Genomic DNA, 22,060 nt, shown 5'->3' with positions numbered 1-22,060 from the left:
CCATAGCATCTTTTTCCTTTAGGGGAAGGAGATGCGAGACCCATTGATCCTCTTTGGCAAGAGAGTGGCAGCGCTGCGAAAACAGAAGGGGTGGTCGCAGGAGAAGCTTTCCCTCGAGAGCGGAATCGCACGTAGTTACCTTGGCGGGATCGAGCGAGGACAGCGAAACATCGCGCTGCTCAATATCGTGCGCCTTGCACGAACGTTGGATGTGCCGGTCTCCGAGCTATTTATTTGGAATATCGAGCCCTAAGCAAAGCCTCAACTCTGTTCGTTCCCTCCTAAGCAACACGCGACGGCCCTAAGCAATCGCGGCACGCTCGCCACTGCAGTTTCCAACGTAGTCACGCCCGGCGCAGATCCGCCACTGGCGGCGTCGCCTACGACGCGCGGCCACATACCAGCCTTGCAATTTGCTCTTCACTAGGCAGCGTACCTCCTTGGCCGTTCGCACTCGATCTGCGTTGCCTTACAGCCTCGCGCTCCGCACAAGGCTGATTTCTATCAAAGAAAAATCCCGCAATCGCCCACGATTACAGTCTCATATAATCTTCTTTTGATTAAATCTATACTTAACAGATATAAATAATACAGAAAGAATAATTTTGCGTGAGTTGATTTAAAAGATTTTTTCTTGCAACATGCGGTAAATTTTGTAATCGCTCTCTGCGCTTCGTGAGCCGCTTGATGGCTCCCGTCGACCTGAAAGCGTACGCCTCTTCGACAAAAACCTTCGGGAGAAGCAAAGGCCCAACGGCACGAAAGAGCCTGCTGATCCTCATCCGAAGTGGTTGGCCATACACCGTCGAAACGGTGAACCGGTTGGCAGATGAAATGAGGATGCGAGTACCTGTTCAGCAAAGAAGGTCAACTCTTTGAGTTGTTGCTGTGCAGCTCGAAGCTTATGACACGCAACTCAAGCGAGGCGGGCGCGTCGCAGCCGATTTTGTTATGCGTAACGTTGATTTCAAAGGCGCAACGGTTTTGTTGCGCTAGGTAAGCATGTAGGCCGCGAGATGTTTGTATGTGTTAAGGCACGGGTTTTTAGCGATGAAACGGGCGCATATGCGGAAATCCCAGCGCTCTTAACGCCTGTTGGCGTTCTGGAGTCGTTGCTCGACTACTGTCTTTCTCGTAGTCACGACCGCAGCTTGGCCTGGATGACGAAGGTAACTAGGTCGGTACGGATGTTTCTTGAGTACTTGCAAACCAATCCGGCTGAGCGCGACACTTATTGCCTCTTTCAGAACTTCGCTCAGAGGCTTTACACCGGCACCTTTGATCGGGTGACTCGGTTGGACCCCAGCGGATTGTGTTGGGCGCCACGCTCGCCGCAGGATGCCTCGCACATCGTCACGTACCTGACGGACTTCTTTGACTGGCTAGGCGAGATGCGCCCCGAGGCGGCCCAGGTGAACCCCCGCTATGCGGGTGGCGCCTTCGACCGGCAGACCGACGAGGCGGCCTATCAGTACCGACGCAGCAAGGCCTTCCTCGGGCACACCTGGGCGGCGAACGCGTCGCCCGCCGAGAACGGGCACCGCGTCCGGGGCCAGCGCCTGCCGAAGGTCGAAAAGGGCGAACCGCCTGCTTTCCCGGAGGAGCGCTTTGAGGAGCTACTGGTCAAGGGATTCCGCGCAGCGGGGCGCTACGACTATCGCGGCATGCTCCTTACCTTGCTGCTGCACGGCGCGGGCTTCCGTGAATCAGAGCCTTTCCACCTGTATATCTCCGATGTTTTCCCGGACCCGACCAACCCGGGTCAGGCCATGGTGCTTATCCACCACCCGAGCCATGGTGCCGCCCCCGCCGATTGGCGCGACGAGCGGGGACGACCGCGTAAAGGCAACCGTGCGGAATACCTCGCACACCAGTTCGGCCTCCCGCCTCGCACCAAACAGATGGAGCGCCAGCACGCCGGCTGGAAGGGGGGCACGCACGATGGCCCCTATTACAAGCGGGCGTACTGGTTCCTGCCCAAGTATGGTGAGTGGTTCCAGCACCTCTGGCACCGCTACCTCGAACAGGTCGCGCGCTATGAACGCGCCCACCCGTTCGCCTTCATCAATCTGCACCGCGAACCTGTCGGTGCCATGTACACGCTCGCCCAGTACAACAAAGCGCACGCCGCTGCGTGCGAGCGGATCGGGCTCACGGTGAGCAAGGAGCTGGGCACGACGCCGCACGGCCACCGCCACGCCTATGGTCGGCGACTGCGCAAAGCTGGCCTCGACAAGGCGCTCATCCGCCGCTTCATGCATCACGCCTCGCTAGAGAGTCAGGAGGTTTATACCCAAGCGAACACTCGCGAAGCCCTAGTGGCGCTGAAGGCGGCCACGCAGCGACTGCAGGAGAGCTACACCGGCACGCCATCCGCGTCCGGCCTGTCGCTGCTTGGCATCGAACCCAACGTCTGAGGAATCCTTATGGACCAGAAGAAGACGACTGCAACCAAGGCGCCTGTCGCTGACACCACGAAGGAGATAGGTGCGAGGCGGGAATCGGATACTACCCTCGGCTGGGTCGAGCGGGACTATCCGCAACTCGACGCTTGGCGCACCCTAGCAGTGAGGTGGTTGAAAGGCGAAACCAATGGTGTCAGCGGAAAGCTCCAAGCCTTGGTGGCTTTCTTCGAGCGCTACCTCGTCCGTCACAACCTGCCGCTCGACCCGGCAGTGTTCCTGGCACGTACCACCGTCTTGCCCGAATTCTTCGGGGTAGCCTGCCCGGATTCAACGGCGGGCATCAGGTACAACAATGCCATGCACGCCTTCCTGCAATTCGTGCTGCTGAATGAATTCAGTGAGCCGAGTGACGACAGCTTGCCAGTGGTCTCGCCTGCCTTCCACAATCCCGTACCCCGGCTGTCCAAAAGCGGCCAGCCGAAGCGCGATGAGAGCGTGCATTCGCCGCTGCCCTACGGCTACATCGACGAACTGCGGCAAATGCTTGCAGCGGGGCCGCACTTCCGCGACTGGCAGTGGGCGCAGAGCGCGCTGGGCGTCGAACTCGGCCAATCCGGGCGTGTAGCGCCTGACTGGTTCGAAGTGACCGAAGATCGGATTGACCGGAACGACCCTGACTGCGTATGGCGGGTCCGCAAGCTCAGCAGGAACTATCGCGGTGGGCAGGTGCTTGAGATGTGGAGCCCGGTGCGCTGGATGGCCCTGCTCGTGAAACTCATCCTGCCGTTGCGCACTATCCAGGTCCGCCTGCTCGGCTCGGGCGAGGCCGATACCTGGCGCTATGCGGCGGGGAATTGGGCGTTGAATGCGAGCCGGCTCACGCAGGGCAGTGAACGCCGGCCGCTGCAACAGGGGGTGTTTCGCCGCAGCAACCCGCTCGCCGACGGCGAGGCGGTCTCGACGGCGCTCTACATCAACACAAACAAGACCGCCGACAGCGCCACGTCCGGTCCCGAGAAGGGGTATGTGTTGCCGTGGCCCTCCGGTGGGCCGGTGCATCAGGATGTCTTCTATTGGCTGGAGAAGCTGCGCAACTGGCAGGAGAGATACAACCCGGTTACGCGGCGCACCGCGTGGTCGGAACTGGACGGCCGCCACATCAACGTGAAGAGCGAGGTGCAACTGGCGGGCTATCCCGACACCTGCTTCCTCTTCCGCAGGCCGGAGGCACGAGACGGCGAGCATCATCTGCCGCTAACCATAGATTCCTTGGAGGGCTCATGGTTCCGCCTGCTGGGAGCGCTGGAACTAAGGCTGTCTGACCGGGGAGAAACCCATCGCAACGGCGCTCCGATTCGATTCCTGCCGCCACCAGAAGTAAGGGCTATGAGTAAGCAGAAGACATATGTAGTAACCCTCTTCCCTTTGCACAGTCTGCGCGTCTCGCTCATCACCGCGCTGGCGCTCGAAGGCCAGGTGCCGTTCCCCGTCCTGCAAAAGCTTGTCGGCCACAGCCGCCTGCTGATGACCCTCTATTACACGAAGCCCGGCGCGACCCACGTCCGCGGCGTGCTCCTTGGCGCCGCGGAGCGGCTAGAGGCGAATAAAGAGGAGAGTATCCAGAACTTCCTGTGCGACACCGAACACGATGAACTTCTGCGAAAAGCAATTTGCAACAGCGTGCCCAGCCTCGCCGCCGCCATCCCGCAGCATCCGGCGGCGCGCAACGCGACAGGCTGGATGCCCATGCACCACGGCCTGTGCCTCGTCGGCGGCAACACCAGTGAGGCCGAAGACAACGGCGCGGTAGGTGGCTGCTACAACGGCGGGCCGAAAATCGGCTCACCCGCAGCTCTTAAGTACGGACCTGTTCCGGGTGGTAGCCGGAACTGCGTGCGCTGTCGCTGGTTCGTAACCGCGCCGCATCACCTGCCGGCATTGGCGGCCCACTTCAACACGCTCGCCTATCACTTCGACGAGGCGCGCAACGCCTGTCTTGCCCGTGAAAACGAGCTTCAGGACTTGAAGAAGCAGAAGGCGGATGCCGAGGACGCCAAGCAACCATTCGCCCGGATGGACGTCTACCGGCAGGCCGAGCGGATGTGGGAAAGCGCCATGAAGCGCTTCAGCGACCTCGCCGAAGACCTCGTAGCCTGCTGGCGTCTCATCGAACGCTGTAAGGCAGCCTTCGATGCGTCACAAGGCGACGGCACGCAACTGGTCGCCGTCGGCATGATATGCGACTTGCATGTGGCATTCGAGGAAACGGAGTCGGAATTGCTTCAACTGGCTGGCGTCTGCGAAAACGTCGAAATCTATCCCGACCTAGAACCGGGTAAAGCAGTGTTTCGCCGCAGCCAGTTGCTCGATGCGGTGCTCTACCGCGAGGACCTGCAGCCCGTCTTCATGCTGATGAGCGAACAGGAGCAACTGCTCGCGGGTAACGCCTTCATGCGCCGCCTTGCCCAGCAGGTGGACCCAGCGAATCCCGCGCTGGGTCAGCGCCGCGTGATTCACTTGATGGACGCGGGCATGAGTCTCAGCCGGTACTTCGATATCGACCTGTCTGCGCTGCTGCCCACGACGAATCCCGTCCCGCCGTATTCAGCCAGACGCCAGGTACTCGCCGGAAACGACGCATGAACGGCGCGACGAACATCCACCCGGACGCTGTGCTCGAGTCGTTGCTCGCCAAGGGAGGGCGCGCCGACCGGCGTACCAACCTGGCGAAAATGCACGACCTTTGCCGCAGGCGGCATGAGGCGGGCTCGCGCGACTTCTCGCTGCCTGCCATCGGCCGCCTGGCCGAGGCCGAAGGCATCATGAAGGGGCGTGCTCTCTATAACGCCCAGTCGGTCGACTACAAAGCACTGATTGAAGCGTGGGCCGCCTACTCCGGGCCACCCGCGCCCAAGCCGCCGAAGACGCTGGCGAGCCACGAATATCTGATGCGTATCGAGGACCCGGCAATCCGCTCAATCATGCAGGCCACTATCGCGGAACGCGACAAACTTAAGGCGCAGCTCAATGTGTTGAAATCCAACGCACAGGTGACCGTGGACCGGCGTCCACTCAGCGCAGCTGTCGTAGCGACGCCCGCTTCGCAGCCGGTGACTGTACTCGCTATGGCCGCACAACTCACTCCTTCGGAGCGCGAGGCATTGCAGAAGGCGGTTTCGACCGACTTCCTCAAAGAGAGGGGGTTGAGGGAAGGCAGCCACGGCGAAATCGTTACTGAGCGCGGCCGACCGGTATTTGAGGTGGGGTTCGCGCGCGCGATTCGCAAAGTGCTAGGCGACTGACCGCTCCAACGGAAAAACGCCGACGCGGCCGTCGGCGCTCGAGTAACGATGTATTGCGATGTATTTATACATCGCAATATTCGGAGATGCGGAAGTCCTGTTTATGGGGCTTCTGCGTTAGTCACTCACGAACTATGCACCGTTAAGGTATAAGTCTCACGGAGTGTGGGGGTTTGTTTTTGGGCGTTTGGTGCTTCAAGACTAGGGCGCGGGGTTTCTGGATGCGATTGGCGCGTACATGCTGACCACGCTGGAGGGCGTGCTGGTTGATACGTCCCGGTGGGAAATCCTGCGCGTGCTGGAACGCTAACCAAAAAAACGAAGGCACACGGCTAGCGCCGGTACTGCCGGATAAAGGGTTCGCACTTGTCCACCGGGCTCAGCTTTGCAGCCCACTGATACAACGTCTCCACAAAGCTGCTGCTTACCGTCACCGGCTGGTCATCCACGCGGCCCAGCAGCGCGGCCTGATCCGGGTAGGGCTTCTCAAGGAGGAGCCGGATCTCGCCGCCGCCACTGCCCAGCGTCAGGTAGACAGCCTCCCGAGGCTCGAACTGCGGCGAGAACGTGGCGTGACGCAAGCTGGCACCGTCAACGGCCTCCACAAGCTTGGTGATGAGCGCCGCGTCTTCGGTGGTGTATTCGCAGCCGGATCGCTTGAGCTGCGCTTCATCCATCGCCCTGAGCGGTAGGAGACCCGGGTCGGTCAGGTACAGCGTGACGGCGGTCGCCCGGTGCATCCGCGCGCTCAGGCCGTCGAGTGCCCAGTAGTCGTGGTTGGTCTTTGCGACGGGCTCCGTGCTGGCCAGCTCGGCGGTGGCTTGCCCGAATGCGGCCGGGCTCAAGGTGCAGGCGCAGGCCAGGGCCAGAGAGATGATGGTTCGCGTCAAGTTTCGCCCCCTCGAAACGGCAATGTTGTTGTGCTGTGAATGCTGGACCGGTCATGTGACGGATGCGGCTGGGATTCTCTCAGCTTCTGTGTGTGGTTGTGTTAAGTGCCGTTGTGGTGGGTGCGTTGCCTTTTGAAGTAGGCGAGGGGGCTAGACACGCCTGCATTGATCCATGCCGACGCGTTGTGAATCCAACGTATCGGGGGGTGACGCTGGGCGCGCGCCCGTGCTAAAAGCGTTGCCATTTCTCACGCTGTGTCCCACAGAGGATCAACAAACAGGATGAAGTCAGTCAGCGCATTACTCATGGTCGTATTGCTGGCCGGATGCGCCTCCGCTGTCGAGGAGCGCGTATCGAACAACTACATGGTGCAGGGGGCAGCAGCGCAAGCACGTGGCGACTGGGATACCGCACGCCGGGCCTACGCGCGCGCAACCGTCAACGCCGATCAGGCTAGGTTGCCTGCCGGCCGCAGAGCGATCCTGCACTACGAGTACGGGCGTTCACTGGGCGTGACGTGCTTCTTTGATCAGTCTGAGCAAGAACTCAATGCCGCCTATGAACTCGATAAGCAGGCAGGTCAACCGCTGTATCTGTCCTTGATCGAACTGGCCAGGCTGAGCCTTGATCAGCAGAAATTCGCGCAGTCTGTGGCGTACTTTGAGCGCGCGTTGCCCGAGCTCGACAAGGCTGGCGCTGCCTCTAGCGCCCCTGCTGGCTATGCCGATGTTCTGGATGAGTACGCCAAAGCCCTGGCGGGTGCGGGAAACGCCGTCGAATCGAAGATTCAGGTGAATCGCGCGGCAATGCTCCGGGCGGCGAAGCAGAGCAAGCGATCCAATACAGATCGCACGCCGTACGGCAAGTTCTGTACGCCGGCGTAAGCCGATGATCGAAGCCATGCAACAAGAGAAACACCCATGCGGCGCCATACAACAGTCCGGATTGCCATCTACGCGCTGACTTTGTCGGCAGCGCTTTCCCTGGTTTCGATTGCGACCTACCTCATCGGGTACCAAGGCGAATGGGGCGAGGTGTTTGCTGCCTATTCAGCCCGGCAGCGTTGGCTGTGGTTGGTTGCGTTGCTATGGTCGCTTGCCGCGTTGGTCTCTGGCGCTGCGTTGCTGCGCAGGCTGGCATGGGGGCGCACGCTCTACGTATCGGCAGCCGTTGTTGCCGTGATTGCCTACTTTGTGCTCCAGCCCTGGATACTGGCATTGAGCGCCGTGCCCGTGCTGGCGTTGACAAGCGCAATCTTGCTGAGTCGCTTCGGTACCAGTTATCTGACGGACGCATCTGACGTGTCTGCCACGCCCACCAAGCGAACCCTCTTCGCCATGGCCGTTCTGGCTGTATCCGCCATCGTGTTCACCATCAGCTATCAGGGCATCACGCTGCGGCTCGGGTGGATGCTTACGGTGTTCCACCGGCCAGGGGTGTCGTTTCTTGGCGGGCTGCTCGGGCTAGTGGTGGGGGCGGGCTTGATGCCCAAGGACAAACGAGCCTGGGCTTTCGGCATCGGGTTGATGGTGTCCGTTGTGATCATGGCTGCCACTGTCCTGGGGTATCTGCCGTATGCGTCGCCGTTTGTCCGCCTCCTCGGGCCGGGCTACCGCGAATACGCCATCGATCTCAAGGTGATCAACACGATGCAGGTTCTGTTCGGTCTGCTTGGTGTGTGGATGCTGCGCAAGGATCAGGCGATCGAACCAAAACAGCCGAAGCCGCCGAAGCCGCTTTCCTGGCCTGACTACCGCTGAGCGCAGCACGCATGTGCTTGCGACATCGTCCATCCGCGGATCACGAACTGAATCTATGCTGAAGCCCCGTTCTCCCTTCATTGCGTCTGGCACAGGCGTGGTTGCTGCAGCCGTGCTGTGCGGGTTGGCCCTGTCCGCCAATGCCGATATGAAAAGCGCCGAGCAGGCGATGCGGCAACAACGCTATGGCGAAGCCGTGGCGGAGCTCAAGCCGCTCGCCCAGCATGGAGATGCGCGAGCGCAGGCAAGCCTGGGTACGCTGATGATGTATGGCCTCGGCATGCCACGAGACGACAAGGCTGCACTGGAGACCTTCACCAAGCTGGCGAAAACGAACCCTGCATTGGGTGACAACGGGCTGGCTGGGTTCTATGTGCTGCGGCAACCCGGCCCGGAGGGCTACGCAAAGGCGCTGGCGCTGTACCGCAAACACGCTCAGGAGGGCGATGCCATGTCGCAGTACGGGCTTGGCACGATGTACCTGTACGGGTATGGCGTACCCGTTGACTACGTTCAGGCAGCGCATTGGTACCAGCGCTCCGCTGATCAGCGCAACGTCTGCGCATTGAGCGGGCTCGCCTATCTGTATGACGCTGGGCTTGGGGTTCCGCGTGATGGGGCCAGGGCCGTGATCCTGTATCAGCAGGCGCTCGACGGCGGCATGGCGTTGGCGGGGTACAACTTGGGGGGGCTGTACGAGAGCGGCCGCAGCGTGCCAGCAGACCCGCGGCGTGCGCTTGCCTTGTACGAGAAGGCGGCCGCGCAAGGCATCGTCTATGCCCAGACCCGCATCGGTGTCATGTACCGGGACGGGCGAGGCGTCCAGGCGGACGTTGTGAAAGCGCAGACGCTGCTGAGCAAGGCCGCTGACCTGGGGGACCCGAACGCCTATGTCGAACTTGGCAACATGGCGTACACGGGCGCCGACGGAAAACAGGACTACGCTGTGGCGATGGGCTGGTACCTCAAGGCGGCGCAGGCTGGCGTGTCAGCCGGAGAGGCGGGCATCGGAATGCTGTACGAGTACGGCCACGGGGTCCCTAAGGACGACGCAAAAGCCTTCGAGTGGCTCAAGCGGGCCGCCGAACACGGTAACGCGGACGGCCAGCGTGATCTGGGTGTGTTTTATCTGATGGGGCGTGCAACAGCCAAGGACAGCACCACGGGCATACGCTTGCTGCTGAGTGCCGCAGAGCAAGGCGATTTGAGTGCGAGAAGCATTGCCGGCCGGATATATCTGGGCGGCAAATACGTTCCTGCGGACTATCCGGCGGCAATCAAATGGTTGCGCCTGGCCGCCGTTGCCGGCGATGTGAAAGCCCAGTACAGCCTGGGCACGGCGTACTACGACGGCAAGGGTGTCAAGGAGGATGCTCGCCTTGGTTACGCATGGCAGTCAGTTTCTGCCGCACACGGCTATGACTTCGCAAAGCAGCACTACGCAGACAGCGAAAATGCATTCTCGTACGACGCGCTTCAACAGGCGAAGATTGTCGCCTTCAAGTGGACGGTCGGGCAGGATCTGAAGTTGGATGCGGACCCGGCGGGCTATGTCGGGCTGGGCATCTTCAACCTGAATGCTCCATTTGCACCGGGGAAGTGAGTCAAACCATGTATTCGATTGATCTCGGCACGCTGAAGCTCGAATTTGAATCGGCACGGGTCATGGTGCCCCGTGATGGCGTGACCTATGACTGGTTTAACAACGACTGGATCGATACGCAACAGCAGATCGAGATCGAGCAAAGCGATGGTTCGGCAATGGTGACAGGCCTGACGGGGCGTTTTACGCAGCGAGGCCCGTATCGGGTCGGCATTGTGACGCCGCGCATCGACACGGAACAGGGTGTCATCGAGTATTTGCAGAGCAAGCCGCCCAGGTCGGAATTGGCGACGAGTGAGGCCGTACAGGCGGCGGTCAAATCGCAGGACTTTCATTGGGGCAAGCTGCTGTCGCTGGACTGGACCGCGTTGGGGTATGCGCCGGGCGGTACTGAATACTGTTTACTGCCTGCGGGTGGGCCTGCAATATCGGTAGACCTGTTGCGTTTGGATTGGGCAACGGTGCGCGTGGTCGCGGTGCGTTGATTGGCGGCGGCTGCGATCTGACCGGTCCCGCAAAGCGGATTCGACGACCCAGCAAAAGGCGGTGAAGCTACACCGCCACCACCCCCCGCCCCAACTGCGCAGGCACCGGCACCACCACCACCCGATTACCCCCATCCGCCTTGGCCATCTGCAGCGCGCTCTCTGCCACTTTGGTCAGTGTTTGTGGCAGCACACCTTCCTGTGCCCATCCGCTCGCAACACCCACGCTCACGGTCACGTGGTCTGCCACGCTGGAGCTTGCGTGCGGAATGGCCAGCGCGGCCACGGCATCGCACAGGCGCTGCGCGGTTTTGGCGGCCGTTGCCATGTCGATGTTCGGCAGCAGCACGGCAAATGCGTCGCCGTTGTAGCGGGTGACGAGGTCGGCGTCGCGCTGCATCTGTTTGGCCAGGCACTGCGCAACGGTTGTCAGGCATTGGTCGCCCAGGATCGGGCCGTAGTGCTCGTTGAAGTCTTTGAAGACGTCGATGTCGACGGTCAGCAGTGACAGCGGTGCCTCCCAATGCGCGCCGTGTCGCCAGGCATCGTTCAGGGCCGCTTCAAACGCGCGGCGGTTGGGGATGCCGGTGAGCGGGTCGGTGGCAGCCAGGCGTTTGAGTTCGGCGCGGGCAGCGGCCAGGCGCGAGTGCAGGACGCTGTTCTCGATCAGCAGCAGCAACAGGACGAAGCTCGCGCCCAGCAGCCCGAACGCGCGCCCGACGTAGAAGCCGAGGTCGTAGCGCCCGGCGTTGAACACGGCACTGAGCGCGACATCGCAAATCCACACACACAGCACCACCATCAACCAGACGTCGATGGTCAGGTGCGGCTTGCTACGCCACAGCACGATCAAGGCCACCATGCAGCACAGCCATGTGCTGCCGGCCACGGCCATTTGTGCTGGTCCATAACGATTGCCGACCATGAAGGCGGGCAGCAGGTGCTCGCCGGCGGTGGCCAGCGCCACGCACGCAGCGGATGCCGCCAGCACGGCGGCGATGATGAACAGCACCGTCCCGCCAGCGAGCGGCGTTTCGGCAAAGCGATCGGGCTCCCGGTCTTCACGCACTTTCAGCACGGCATACACCATGACGAACAACGGAAAGCCTGCGTGCCAGAACATGTAGATCCAGGCAGTGCTTTGCGGCCCGGCGCCCAGCAGCCCGCCGTGTGAAAACAGCCCCGGAAATGACAGCAGGTGCCCAACGGCCGTGGTTGCCGTAAACAGGTAGCCGCAGGCCAGCGCCAGCATGGCGCGTGAACGCGTGATGGAAAATTGCCCGAACAGCAGGACGGCCGTGATCAGGTCATTGAGAATGAGAGCTGATTCGTAAGTGGGGATGAACGAGGGAAGCTGTGCCAGTTGCACTTTGGCAAATGGCAGTGCCGAGATGAAGACCACCAGCGACAGCAAGGCCACTGCCTGTGCCGTCAGATAGGTCCTGCGCCCCGGAGACAGGCTCAGCAACAAGCCCGGCTGCACTTCAAGATGTCCCGATCTCAAAATGGCCCCCTTGCAGCGGTGACTGCGTCACTCGTTTTGTTGCATCGCACGGCTGTTGTTGTACGGGGTGTCTGTGTCCCCCAAGAGCCTTGCGTGTCATCGATTCCCACCCATCGTTGATAGTCATGAGGGGGGCCGATGTCAAAGCCCAACGTTGCACACGCGCACGTCGTTTGGGGGTGGGGGTAAGATGCGTCGCACCCGCGCCACACATACCCAGCCCGCTCCCGGAGCCGACCACCTTGAGCCGCGCCCAACATCCCCTGCAGGGAATCGCCTTTCTGATTGCCGCGGTCGCGTTCTTTGCTGCCTTCGACACGCTCACCAAATACGTCAGCACCGCCGTGCCGGTGGCGATGGCGCTCTGGTTCCGCTACCTGTTCCAGACGGTCACGACGGGCGTCACGCTGCTGCCCAGCCGGGGGCGTGCATTGTTGCGTACGCGCCGGCCCGGGCTGCAGGTGCTGCGTGGGGTGTTGCTGCTGTCGGTCAGTCTGTTTGCGTTCCTGAGCCTGCGGCAGATGCCGGTGGGTGAGGTGACAGCCATCGTGATGCTGACCCCGGTGGTGATTACCCTGGTGGCAGCCTTGCTGCTGGGCGAGCAGGTTTCCGCCGTGCGTTGGGTGTTCATGACGGGCGGTTTTCTGGGGGCCATGATGGTGCTCCGGCCCGGCGGGGGCACCTTCGGCTGGAACATGCTGCTGCCGCTGGGGCTGGTGGCCGCCAATACCGGCTTCCAGGTTGTGACCAGCCGCCTGGCCAACGTGGACGAGGCGGGCACGACCCACTTCTATACGGGCGCCGTCGGCACGCTGCTTCTGACCTTTGCGCTGCCGTTTGGCTGGCAGACGCTGGAGTGGACGTGGTGGCTGCTGCTGATCCTGATGGGAATCGTCAGTTCAGCAGGCCATGCCCTGCTCATCCTGGCGTACACCCGCGCGCCGGTGGCGATGCTCACGCCCTACCTCTACATGCAGATCGGCTTTGCCATGATCGGCGGCTGGCTGGTCTTCTCGCACGTGCCGGATGGCTGGTCGGTGGCAGGCATCGTGGCCATTGCGATATGCGGGGCAGCGGGCACGTGGGTCGCGGCGCGCGAACGGCGCATGGCGATGGCGCTGTCACCTGCGTCGTCCGGCGGCTAGTGCCGCGTGCATATGCGAACGGCGCATATGCACATGCCTGGCCGCGGGATGCTCATATAGCCAATCGATCGTTCGCGCCTGCAGGGCACGTGACTATCCTTGCCGCTTTCGTCAAGGATCACCATGTCGTCTCCCGCATTTCCGATCGTTTCGCGCGCGCTTGCCGCGCTGCTGCTGCCACTGTCGATGGCAGTTGCCACGCCGGCGCTGGCTCAGAGCCCAACGCCCATCCTCGACCAGATCCGCCAGTCCGGCACCGTCACCCTGGGTTATCGCGAAGGCGCGGTGCCGTTCTCGTTCTCAGACGCCAAGGGCCAGCCCGCCGGCTATGCGGTGGACCTGTGCCTGCGCGTGGCCGAGGCTGCGCAGCGCCGGCTCAATCTGCCGGAGCTGAAGGTGCGCTGGTTGCCGCTGACCGCGCAGAGCCGCGTACCGGCAGTGGTCAATGGCCTGGTTGCTCTGGATTGCGCGCCCAACACCATCACGGCCGAGCGCAAGAAGCAGGTGGATTTCAGCCTGGCCTATTACGTCTCGGCAGTGCGCATGCTGGTGCGCACCGATTCGGGCATCCACTCGTTTGACGACATGCGCGGCAAGACCGTGGTGACCAGCGCGGGCTCCACCAGCGACCGGCACGTGCGCCGTCTCAAGGATCAGTACGGCTATCGCGAGGTCTATGCGAAGGACCACGTTGAATCGTTCCTGTTGCTCGACACGGCACGCGCGCAGGCGTTCGTGCTCGACGATGTGGTGCTCTACGGCCTGCGCGCCAACGCAAAGACGCCTGAGCAGTACGAGGTGGTTGGCCCCACGCTGTCGGTGGAGCGGAACGCGCTGATGCTGTCCAAGGCCGATGCGCAATGGAAGGCGCTGGTCGACCAGACACTGACCGCGCTGTTCGCCAGCCCAGACGTGCTTGCGCTGCAGAAGCGCTGGTTCCAGCAGCCGATTGGCGCGCGCGGCATCGTCCTGGGTTTGACGCCGTCGCCGGAAGTGCTGGCCGCCTGGAAGCACCCGTCGGACGAGGCCGTTGAGTGACGGCAATTGCAGCGGCAACCCCCGCGCTGCCGGATTGGAACGACGTGGAAGCGGCCAGCGCACGCTTGGCCGGCCACGCGCTGCGCACACCGGTGTTGCGCTCCCCCGAGATGGATGCCTGGGTTGGGGCACAGGTCTACTTCAAGTGCGAGAACCTGCAGCGCACCGGGGCGTTCAAGTTTCGTGGTGCGTTCAATGCACTGGCGCGCTTTGATGCCGGGCAGCGCAAGCGCGGTGCGGTGGCGTTCTCTGGCGGCAACCATGCGTTGGGCATGGCCCTGGCCGGGCAGATTCTTGGCATTCCCGTCACCGTGGTCATGCCGCACGACGCCCAGGCCAGCAAGGTGGATGCCGCACGGCGTTGCGGTGCGCGCATCGTCTTTTACGACCGGCGCACCGACGACCGGGAAGCCATCACGCGTGAATTGTCTGAAGCGCATGGCCTGACGCTCATCCCGCCGTATGACCATGCCGACGTCATTGCCGGCCAGGCGACCGTCACGCGCGAGCTGATCGAGGAGGTGGGGCCGCTGGACGCGATCTTTGCGAGCCAGGGCGGTGGCGGGCTGCTCGGCGGCGCAACGTTGGTGACGGCTGCGCTGGCGCCGGCCTGCAAGGTGTATGGGGCCGAACCGGTTGCGGGCAACCATGGCCGGCAGTCACTGCAGGCCGGCCGCATCGTGCATATCGATCCGCCGGAGACGATTGCGGACGGTGCGCGCGCGCAGCATCTGGGCGCGCTGACGTTCGCGCTGTTGCGGCGCGGTGTGACGGAGATCGTTTCCGTGGAAGACGCGGCGCTGGTTGCGTGCATGCGCCGCTTTGCGCAGGTCATGAAACTGGTGGTGGAGCCAACGGCGTGCCTTGGCCTGGCCGCCGCGCGCTATGGCGGATTGCCCATCAACGGGGCGCGCATTGGCGTGATTGTGACGGGCGGCAACATTGATCTGCCGCGTTACCTCGGGCTGCTGCAGGAAGACGCATAGGCGCCGCACCCAATGTTCCGTGCGGCCGCGTCAGGCCACGCAGGACAGCCGCTCCCGCATGGTCTGCAGGATGTTCCGCCAATGTGAGTAGATCAGAAAGTGGCCTCCATCCCCCACTTCGTGTAGCTGCGCACCCGGAATGCGCCGGACCAGCCCGCGCGCCGCGTTGATGGACACGTGCCAGTCCAGCGCGCCATGAAAGAACTCAACCGGCATGGCAAAGCGGTGGCCATCGACTTGCCAGCCGTGCACGTTCAGCAGGGTCTCGACCACGAAATGCTGGCCGCCGTGTTTGACGCCGGCCAGCAGCTCCTGCGCGTAGTTCTCGCGAAACGCGGCTTGCCGGAAGACTTGCTGGTCCACGTCCGGCATGGATTTCAAGATGGATTCAATGTAGCGGTAGACATCCTTACGGATGCTGCGCACCACCACGTGCAGCAGCGGCGGCAGCAGGTTCGGCATGTAGCGCGCCACCATGAGCGCCATGCGGAAGTGCGCGGAATAGGCCTTGATGTCGTCCACGCGTTCGATCGGGGGCGTGGCCGCCACGATAAAGACGGCGCTCACGCGCTCGGGCAGCGCCTGCGCGGTGGCAAACGCATAGGGCATGCCGGCGGAGTACCCTAGCACGGCAAAGCGATCGAGCTGGAGATGGTCGGCCAGTGCCTGCACGTCGGCGGGCCAGTCGGCCACTTTGCGGCCGGGCATCGGGTCGGAGTCGCCCGTGCCCGGGCGCTCGGGAATGATGAGGCGGATCGATGCCTCACGCAGCAATGCATCGTCCGGATGCCGCAAGTGCCGCGAGCACGACAGGCCGTGCATCTGGATCACCGGCAGTCCATCTGGGTCACCGCTGTCCGACCACGCCAGCACGCGGCCATCGGGCAGGACCATGCGGCCGTCCCCTGCGCACGCGCGCGTCGCCAGCGTGGGGCTAGCGGGCTTCCCCAACGGAAGGTGGTTGAGGTGGCCGCCAGCCTGGTCGAGCCACAGCGGCGTTGACCAGATGGCCTGCACCAGTTCCGGTTGGCGGCGGACGCCCACCTTGGCAAAGACGGCCTTCAACTGCGTCTTGGCGGTGTTCGTGGTGGTGCCCAGGTCCTGCGCGGATTCCTCCAGCGTCAGCCCGCGCACCAGCCGCTGGGCAAGCCGTGCTTCTGCGGCGGTCAGGCCAAACAGTTCACGCAGGCCGCTCTCCGGCACCAGCGGCACATCGGCGCTCGCCACCCAGAGCATTGCCAGCGGGGTCGTTTCGTTGGTCGGCTGCAGCTTGCTGACGAGCACGGAGAGTGACCCGGCACCCTGCTCCAGGCGGAATGCGGTGCGGGTGCCGGCGTGTGCGGCAGCCGAAGCCACGTCGCGCAGCGCTTCTTCCAGCAGCTTTCTTGGGCGGGATTCCATTCGCCCGGCAACGAGCACCAACCCGTTGTTGTTGTTCAGGATCAGCCGCAGCGCGCGGTTCATGCTGACCACGGCGCCGGTGTCTTCCACCAGCGCCACGCCAACGGGCAGACGGTCCAGCACGGAGTCACTGATCTGGCGATGCGTTTCTGCATCGGCCTGGGTCTGGCGCATATCCCACGCGCGCACGAAATGCGGCGCAAGCAGTTGGAACACCTGCTGCTCTGCCGCACTGGCGGTGCTGGGCAGCGGGTTGCTGGTGTCGCCAAACCAGCTGCCGACGATGGCATCGGTCTCTGCAGTGGAGACGTGCCGCGCATCGTGCGCGCCGGTCTGCATCAGAAAGTCGGCCATGGCCTGCAGCAAGCTGGGCCACAGGTCGTCGTCGCTGGCGGCGCCGTAGATCAGGCCAATGAGTCTGGAGAGCGTTTCCGCCGGAATATCCACTTTCTCGCCCATCGGCTCCTCCCACGTGGCATGACCAACACCCAGCACGAACAATGCCCATACCGAGCGCCGATCATGACACGGCCCTGGCAAGTAACGCATACCCCGATCGGGTGATGCATCTTTGTGGTGCGCCGTCCACCATGAGCCTGAGCGGAATACACAACGGAACGCACGACGGGGTCTGGGGAGGCCACATGACGGATCTGCATCTGCTGGCAGGCGGTGCCACGCCCAGCACTCACGCGCCGCCGCGCAATGGTTGGCCGATGCCTGCGTGGGTTGATCCGCCCGTTACGCACATGCTCCGCCTGCTGGAAGAGGCGTTTTCCGCGATGGACGAGGCGGTGCTGCTGTTGTCTGGCAGCGGCGTGGTCGTGCATGCATCGGCACTGGCCAAGTCCTTGCTGGACAGCCGGTGCGGCCTGCGGGTGCGCAGCGACCGGCTCTGGCACCCGAGTCAGGCGGTGCTGGCGCACCTGAACAAGGCGATGGCCACAACATTGCACACCGGGTGCCGCGCCAAGATGACTGTGTCGCTTGCCTGGGGCGAGACCTTGAGCCTGGACATGGCCCCCGCCAACCCGCAGATGTTTCCGTCGGACGCGCCGCTCGTCTTCGTGCGGATGCGCCGCAACAGCGCGCTCAAGCAGGCTGATGCCGACAACCTGATCACCGCGTTCCAGATCACGAAAGCCGAGGCGAAGGTGCTGGCAGGGCTGGTTGCGGGGCTGGCACCGTCCGCACTTGCTGCGCAGAGCGGCGTGTCGGAACACACCGTGCGGTCGCACATCACCAGCATGAAGGGGAAGATGCACTGCAACCGGATCGTGGATCTGGTGAAGCTGGCGGTGCTGGCGTAGGGCGCGGGAACCGGCAGCCTGCGCGGTTGCGGTGTGATGTCCGTATGGAACCACTTGTCGGGCCGTTTCTTCACGGTGCCGTCCGCCAACGCGGCGGCCATGCCGCCCCACTGGATTGCCAGCTTGAGGCGCTTGCCGTTCATCTGATGCACGCCGCACATGTTCAAACGGGTGGCAGCGCAGCGTAGGCCGCTTCCGCAATGGTCGGAAGCGGGGGCGTCGGGAGGGGCTTGTGGTCGCCCACTTGCGCGGTCTTCACACGGTTGCGGCCGTCTTTCTTGGCGGCGTAGAGCGCCCTGTCCGCCGCGAGCATCAGGGCGTCGAGCGTGCAGTCCGGATCTGCAGTGCTGGCGACGCCAACGCTGCAGGTGTAGGCCGGAATGCCCGCGCCGACGTGGTGCAGGATGGCGCGGCGCACAGCCTCGGCCTGTGCATGCGCGCGAACCGTGTCAGCGCCGGTCAGCAGAATCGCAAACTCTTCGCCGCCCATGCGGGCAAGTGGTGTGTCGGGCGGAATGGCCCCGGCGGCGCTGCGGCAGAAGTCGAGCAGCACCTGATCGCCCACGCTGTGCCCGTAGTGGTCGTTGATCGATTTGAAATGGTCCAGGTCGATCAGCAGCAGGGCGATCGATTGGCCCGACCGCGCAGCGATCGCACCTTGCTGTTCATGCACACAGGCAAATGCGCGGCGATTAAGCAGGCCGGTGAGCGGGTCGATGGAGGAGCGCCGCTCCAGCTCGGTCTGCAGGCGGCAGGTGGCCGCCATGATGAAGCCGACGGTCAGGATTAGCGCCGTCAGGCTGTAGCTGGCCAGGTAGGCAATCTGAAACGGTGTGACGGCGTAGAGATCCGTTTCGGCCACCCGGTTGGGCAGCAACGCGGTCACGCAGCGCACCACGACGATCAGCAACTGAATCACCAGCGCCAGCGCCAGGAACCACGTATTGAAATGCCGCTGCCCATGGCGCACGACCTGCACAAGCTGCGCGCCATAGAACAGGCTCAGGAAGAACGTGATACACGCCAGCCGCGCCATGTAATCGGGCTGCACGAGCGACCACCAGGCGATGCCCGCAGTGCCGGCCACCACCGTGGCACACAGCAGGCGCCAGCGCAGCGGGCGGCCATAGAACGCCTGGATGCCGAGCATCCATAAGCTGAAGCCCGCAAGCAGCATTGCGTTGCCGCCCACCAGCGACGCCCAGTCCGGCAGATAGCTGCGCAGCATCAGCAGACAGCCCGCCACAAACAGCACCGCTGACCCCAACGCCCACGCCCCCAGCCCGCGGATGAAGCGTGGAAAGCCCCGATAGACCGAGAACTGGACAACCGCCATCAGGCCGACCGTGATGACGGCGATGAGGGTGACAGTGCGGAGGTCGATCGGGATCAGCATGCGGGCACTCGTACGGTTTCCCGTGCTTGCTGGGGCGGGTGACGAGGCCACAGCTGGTGATGTTGACTGGTACCGGATCGTAGGGAGCGGCATGCATGGCGCACACCCTGCAGTCAGGGGGGATTTGCGATTGTTTTCAATTCAATAACGCTTAGATCTGATGTGCGATGTTCTTTCTTCCAGTTTGGGGAGGGGCTATCGCGCCCGCAGTACCGACGGCGGCATGCCGAGCAAGCGCTGAAAGCTGCGGCGCATCCGTTCCGTATCGCCAAATCCGCATTCGTTCGCCACGCGTTGCAGGGACGTGGCGCCGCTCTCCAGCGCGGCGCGGGCCGCTTCCACGCGCAGCTTCTCGACGGCCTTGGCGGGGGTGAGCCCGGTTTCGGCCTGGAAGGCGCGCGCGAAGTGGCGCGGGCTCATGCAGGCGTGTTCGGCCAGATCGTCCACGCGGTGGGGCGCGCCCAGGTTGCGGCGCACATGATCCAGCAGCGGTTTGAAGCGGCCGCGGGCAGAGTCCATCTCGTTGAGTGCCGAGAACTGCGATTGCCCGCCGGGGCGTCGGTAATAGACGACGAGTTGCCGTGCCACCGCACGTGCCACGCGCTCGCCCAGGTCTTCGGCAATCACGGCGAGTGCGAGGTCGATGCCGGCGCTGATGCCTGCGCTGGTCCAGAAGCGGCCATCGTTGACGTAGATGTGGTCGGCTTCCAGCTGCACTTGAGGGAAGTCGCGCGCGAACTGCTCGCTGCGGCACCAGTGCGTGGTAGCGCGCCGGCCGTCCAGCAACCCTGTGGCGGCCAGCAGCAGGCTGCCCGAGCACACGCTGGCTACGCGCGCGCCACGTGCCGCGCAGCGCTGTACGAAGCGGCGCGTGCGCGCGTCCAGCATGGCGGCATCCACGCCATCGCCGCCCGCCACGAGCAAGGTGTCGACCTGGCTTGCGGACGGCAGCGCCTCGGTGGCCCAGAGCGCGCCCGACGAGCTGCGCACCAGACCGGGCTGTGCGGCCACGGTCCGCAGCGCGTAGTGGCCATCCCGATAGCGGCTGGCAACCTCGAATGCCGCCACCGGCCCGGCAGCGTCGAGCACCTGGAAGTCAGGAAACACAAGAACGGCAATGCGGTGGGACATGGCAGCAGGTGGACCCAGATGGCAGTAAATGAGGGAGGCATGACATTGCTGCCAACACGATAGAGCGCGATGCTGTGAACCGTCAACCCACGTCACCTCACCCAACAGGAGATTCGTGCCATGAGTGCTTCCCCCTTTATCGTTGTGTTTGCGTTGTTCGATCGTGTCACGCATCTTGATTTCACCGGCCCCGACGAGGTGTTCTGGCGCCTGCCCGGCGCCCAATGCGTGATGGCATCGGCGCGTGGTGGGGAGATCCGTGCTGACGGCGGCCTCACCATCACGAACGTGCAGCGTTTGGCTGACATTCCGCGTGCGGACCTCATCTGCGTGCCCGGCGGCTTTGGTGTGATCGAAGCCATGGCCGATGCCGACTTCGTGCGTGAAGTGCGCCGGCTGGCGGACGGCGCCCGCTATGTCACCTCGGTGTGTAGCGGTTCGCTCGTGCTCGGTGCTGCCGGTTTGCTGCAAGGCAAGCGTGCGGCCTGCCATTGGGCGTGGCGTGATCTGCTGCCGCCCTTCGGCGCCATCGTGGACGAGAGCCGCGTGGCGCGCGATGGCAACCTCATCACCGGCGGCGGCGTGACGGCCGGCATCGACATGGCGCTCACTGTCATGGCTGATATTGCCGGCGCGGACTATGCGCAGTCGGTGCAGCTCGGCATCGAGTACGCACCGGCGCCGCCGTTCGAATGCGGGCGGCCCGAGCTGGCTGCGCCGCAAATCCTCACCGCCGTGAAGGCGCGCCTGGATAACCTGCGCGCAGATCGCCACGCAGCAGTACAGAAGGCTGCGCAACTGCTTTGAAACGGCGAGGCGCGCGCGCAGATTGCGGCGACAATGGCGTCCTTTCACGATGTCATGGCCGCCAACCTCTGCGCGCCGCACCTCACATGAACACACCGTCCTCCAACCTGAACGCCAATGGCTCCCGTGGCCCCATCGGCATCGTGGCTGCTCTGCACGAAGAGATCAGCGAGTTGCTGATGCTGTTGTCCGGCGCACGCGCCGTGCGCATCGGCAACCGCGATTTCTGGACAGGCGAGCTGGATGGCCAGGCCGTTGTGGTGGTGCTGTCGCGCGTCGGCAAGGTGGCGGCCGCGTCCACGGCAACCGTGTTGGTTGCGCAGTTTGGCGTGCGGGCGGTGGTGTTTGCCGGCGTGGCCGGTGCGTTGGCACCCGGCGTGGCGGTGGGCGATGTGGTGGTGTCGTCTGAACTGCTGCAGCACGACGTGGATGCCTCGCCGCTGTTCCCGCGCTGGGAGATTCCGCTGACGGGCGTGGCGCGCTTTCAGGCCGATGCTGCGTTGGCCCAAGGGCTGCTCGAAAGCGCCCGGGCGGTGCTGGCTGATCCGCTCGGGTTGCTGGGGCAGCCGGTCATGGAGGCATTTGGCATTGCCGAGCCGCAGGCATACGCCGGTCTCATCGTCAGCGGAGACCGCTTCGTTGCCACCTCGGCTGAAAGCGCAACGTTGCGGGCGGCATTGCCCGACGCGCTGGCTGTTGAAATGGAAGGCGCCGCAGTGGCGCAGGTCTGCCATGAATGGGGTGTGCCGTTTGCTGCCATCCGCACGATTTCCGACCGCGCAGACGACGCGGCCAGTGTCGATTTTGCACAGTTCATTGCAGAAGTGGATTCACGCTACAGCGTGGCCATTCTGCGCAAATGGCTGTCGGTCGCGCACGGTGCGTGAGGCGTGGCC

At 63.5% G+C, this 22,060-nt stretch carries 19 protein-coding genes; 14 read left to right on the top strand and 5 right to left on the bottom strand.

Going from position 1 to position 22,060, the window contains the following annotated elements:
- Window positions 1–31: 31 nt before the first annotated feature.
- The 4 genes from PI87_RS12330 to gmtX all read left to right on the top strand — a co-directional run bounded on the left by PI87_RS12330 (window position 32) and on the right by gmtX (window position 5,707).
- Window positions 32–253 (top strand): helix-turn-helix domain-containing protein, encoded by a 222-nt coding sequence (locus PI87_RS12330; RefSeq protein ID WP_039597994.1) that lies wholly within the window; start codon window positions 32–34, stop codon window positions 251–253.
- A gap of 763 nt (window positions 254–1,016) precedes the next feature.
- A complete protein-coding gene (gene gmtY / locus PI87_RS12325) occupies window positions 1,017–2,417 on the top strand; it encodes a gamma-mobile-trio recombinase GmtY (RefSeq protein WP_039597993.1) in 1,401 nt (466 codons plus the stop codon).
- A 9-nt stretch (window positions 2,418–2,426) separates the two neighbouring features.
- Window positions 2,427–5,048 (top strand): gamma-mobile-trio integrase GmtZ, encoded by a 2,622-nt coding sequence (gene gmtZ, locus PI87_RS12320; protein WP_084209943.1) that lies wholly within the window; start codon window positions 2,427–2,429, stop codon window positions 5,046–5,048.
- Window positions 5,045–5,707, top strand: coding sequence for a gamma-mobile-trio protein GmtX (gene gmtX, locus PI87_RS12315; RefSeq protein WP_039597992.1), 663 nt, complete (start codon window positions 5,045–5,047; stop codon window positions 5,705–5,707). Before gmtZ ends, gmtX begins: the two co-directional genes overlap by 4 nt.
- Before the next feature lie 332 nt (window positions 5,708–6,039).
- Here gmtX and PI87_RS12310 read toward each other — a convergent pair whose 3' ends face one another.
- Window positions 6,040–6,597: a hypothetical protein gene (locus PI87_RS12310; protein WP_052321503.1), complete on the bottom strand. Its 558-nt coding sequence runs from the start codon at window positions 6,595–6,597 to the stop codon at window positions 6,040–6,042.
- Between the two features lie 282 nt (window positions 6,598–6,879).
- Between PI87_RS12310 and PI87_RS12305 the strand changes: the two genes are divergently transcribed.
- From PI87_RS12305 to PI87_RS12290, 4 genes are all read left to right on the top strand, one after another.
- Window positions 6,880–7,482: a hypothetical protein gene (locus tag PI87_RS12305; protein WP_039597991.1), complete on the top strand. Its 603-nt coding sequence runs from the start codon at window positions 6,880–6,882 to the stop codon at window positions 7,480–7,482.
- Window positions 7,483–7,518: 36 nt separating this feature from the next.
- The gene (locus PI87_RS12300) at window positions 7,519–8,358 is read left to right on the top strand and encodes a hypothetical protein (protein ID WP_039597990.1); all 840 of its coding nucleotides are present in this window, start codon (window positions 7,519–7,521) and stop codon (window positions 8,356–8,358) included.
- 124 nt (window positions 8,359–8,482) lie between these two features.
- Window positions 8,483–9,961 (top strand): tetratricopeptide repeat protein, encoded by a 1,479-nt coding sequence (locus PI87_RS12295; RefSeq protein WP_198139550.1) that lies wholly within the window; start codon window positions 8,483–8,485, stop codon window positions 9,959–9,961.
- An 8-nt stretch (window positions 9,962–9,969) separates the two neighbouring features.
- Entirely contained in the window at window positions 9,970–10,446 is a 477-nt protein-coding gene (locus PI87_RS12290; protein WP_039597989.1) for a hypothetical protein, read from the top strand.
- Window positions 10,447–10,513: 67 nt separating this feature from the next.
- On the opposite strand, the gene PI87_RS12285 is transcribed toward PI87_RS12290, so the two are convergent.
- Window positions 10,514–11,917 (bottom strand): sensor domain-containing diguanylate cyclase, encoded by a 1,404-nt coding sequence (locus tag PI87_RS12285; RefSeq protein ID WP_232313983.1) that lies wholly within the window; start codon window positions 11,915–11,917, stop codon window positions 10,514–10,516.
- Between the two features lie 275 nt (window positions 11,918–12,192).
- Here PI87_RS12285 and PI87_RS12280 point away from each other — a divergent pair, with 275 nt between their 5' ends.
- The 3 genes from PI87_RS12280 (at window position 12,193) to PI87_RS12270 (ending at window position 15,119) form a co-directional block, all read left to right on the top strand.
- Complete coding sequence (locus PI87_RS12280; protein WP_039597987.1) at window positions 12,193–13,095, top strand: DMT family transporter; 903 nt, start codon at window positions 12,193–12,195, stop codon at window positions 13,093–13,095.
- 123 nt (window positions 13,096–13,218) lie between these two features.
- A complete protein-coding gene (locus tag PI87_RS12275) occupies window positions 13,219–14,133 on the top strand; it encodes an amino acid ABC transporter substrate-binding protein (protein ID WP_039597986.1) in 915 nt (304 codons plus the stop codon).
- 5 nt (window positions 14,134–14,138) lie between these two features.
- On the top strand, window positions 14,139–15,119 hold the full coding sequence (locus PI87_RS12270; protein ID WP_039598143.1) for a threo-3-hydroxy-L-aspartate ammonia-lyase: 981 nt from the start codon (window positions 14,139–14,141) through the stop codon (window positions 15,117–15,119).
- 30 nt (window positions 15,120–15,149) lie between these two features.
- On the opposite strand, the gene PI87_RS28060 is transcribed toward PI87_RS12270, so the two are convergent.
- Entirely contained in the window at window positions 15,150–17,069 is a 1,920-nt protein-coding gene (locus tag PI87_RS28060; RefSeq protein WP_084209941.1) for an alpha/beta hydrolase, read from the bottom strand.
- Between the two features lie 95 nt (window positions 17,070–17,164).
- Between PI87_RS28060 and PI87_RS12260 the strand changes: the two genes are divergently transcribed.
- Complete coding sequence (locus tag PI87_RS12260) at window positions 17,165–17,830, top strand: helix-turn-helix transcriptional regulator (RefSeq protein ID WP_232313982.1); 666 nt, start codon at window positions 17,165–17,167, stop codon at window positions 17,828–17,830.
- Between the two features lie 163 nt (window positions 17,831–17,993).
- On the opposite strand, the gene PI87_RS12255 is transcribed toward PI87_RS12260, so the two are convergent.
- The gene (locus PI87_RS12255) at window positions 17,994–19,226 is read right to left on the bottom strand and encodes a GGDEF domain-containing protein (protein WP_052321500.1); all 1,233 of its coding nucleotides are present in this window, start codon (window positions 19,224–19,226) and stop codon (window positions 17,994–17,996) included.
- Window positions 19,227–19,421: 195 nt separating this feature from the next.
- A complete protein-coding gene (locus PI87_RS12250) occupies window positions 19,422–20,357 on the bottom strand; it encodes a GlxA family transcriptional regulator (protein ID WP_039597985.1) in 936 nt (311 codons plus the stop codon).
- Window positions 20,358–20,477: 120 nt separating this feature from the next.
- Here PI87_RS12250 and PI87_RS12245 point away from each other — a divergent pair, with 120 nt between their 5' ends.
- Window positions 20,478–21,164, top strand: a complete 687-nt coding sequence (locus tag PI87_RS12245) for a DJ-1/PfpI family protein (protein ID WP_039597984.1) — start codon at window positions 20,478–20,480, stop codon at window positions 21,162–21,164.
- Between the two features lie 86 nt (window positions 21,165–21,250).
- A complete protein-coding gene (locus PI87_RS12240; RefSeq protein WP_039597983.1) occupies window positions 21,251–22,051 on the top strand; it encodes a 5'-methylthioadenosine/adenosylhomocysteine nucleosidase in 801 nt (266 codons plus the stop codon).
- The last annotated feature ends 9 nt before the right edge of the window (window positions 22,052–22,060 follow it).

Origin of the sequence: Ralstonia sp. A12 (genome assembly GCF_000801955.1) — a bacterium.
Lineage (GTDB): Bacteria > Pseudomonadota > Gammaproteobacteria > Burkholderiales > Burkholderiaceae > Ralstonia.
The sequence above is the reverse complement of the archived record's forward strand: the minus strand, read 5'-3'. Positions and strand labels throughout refer to the sequence as shown.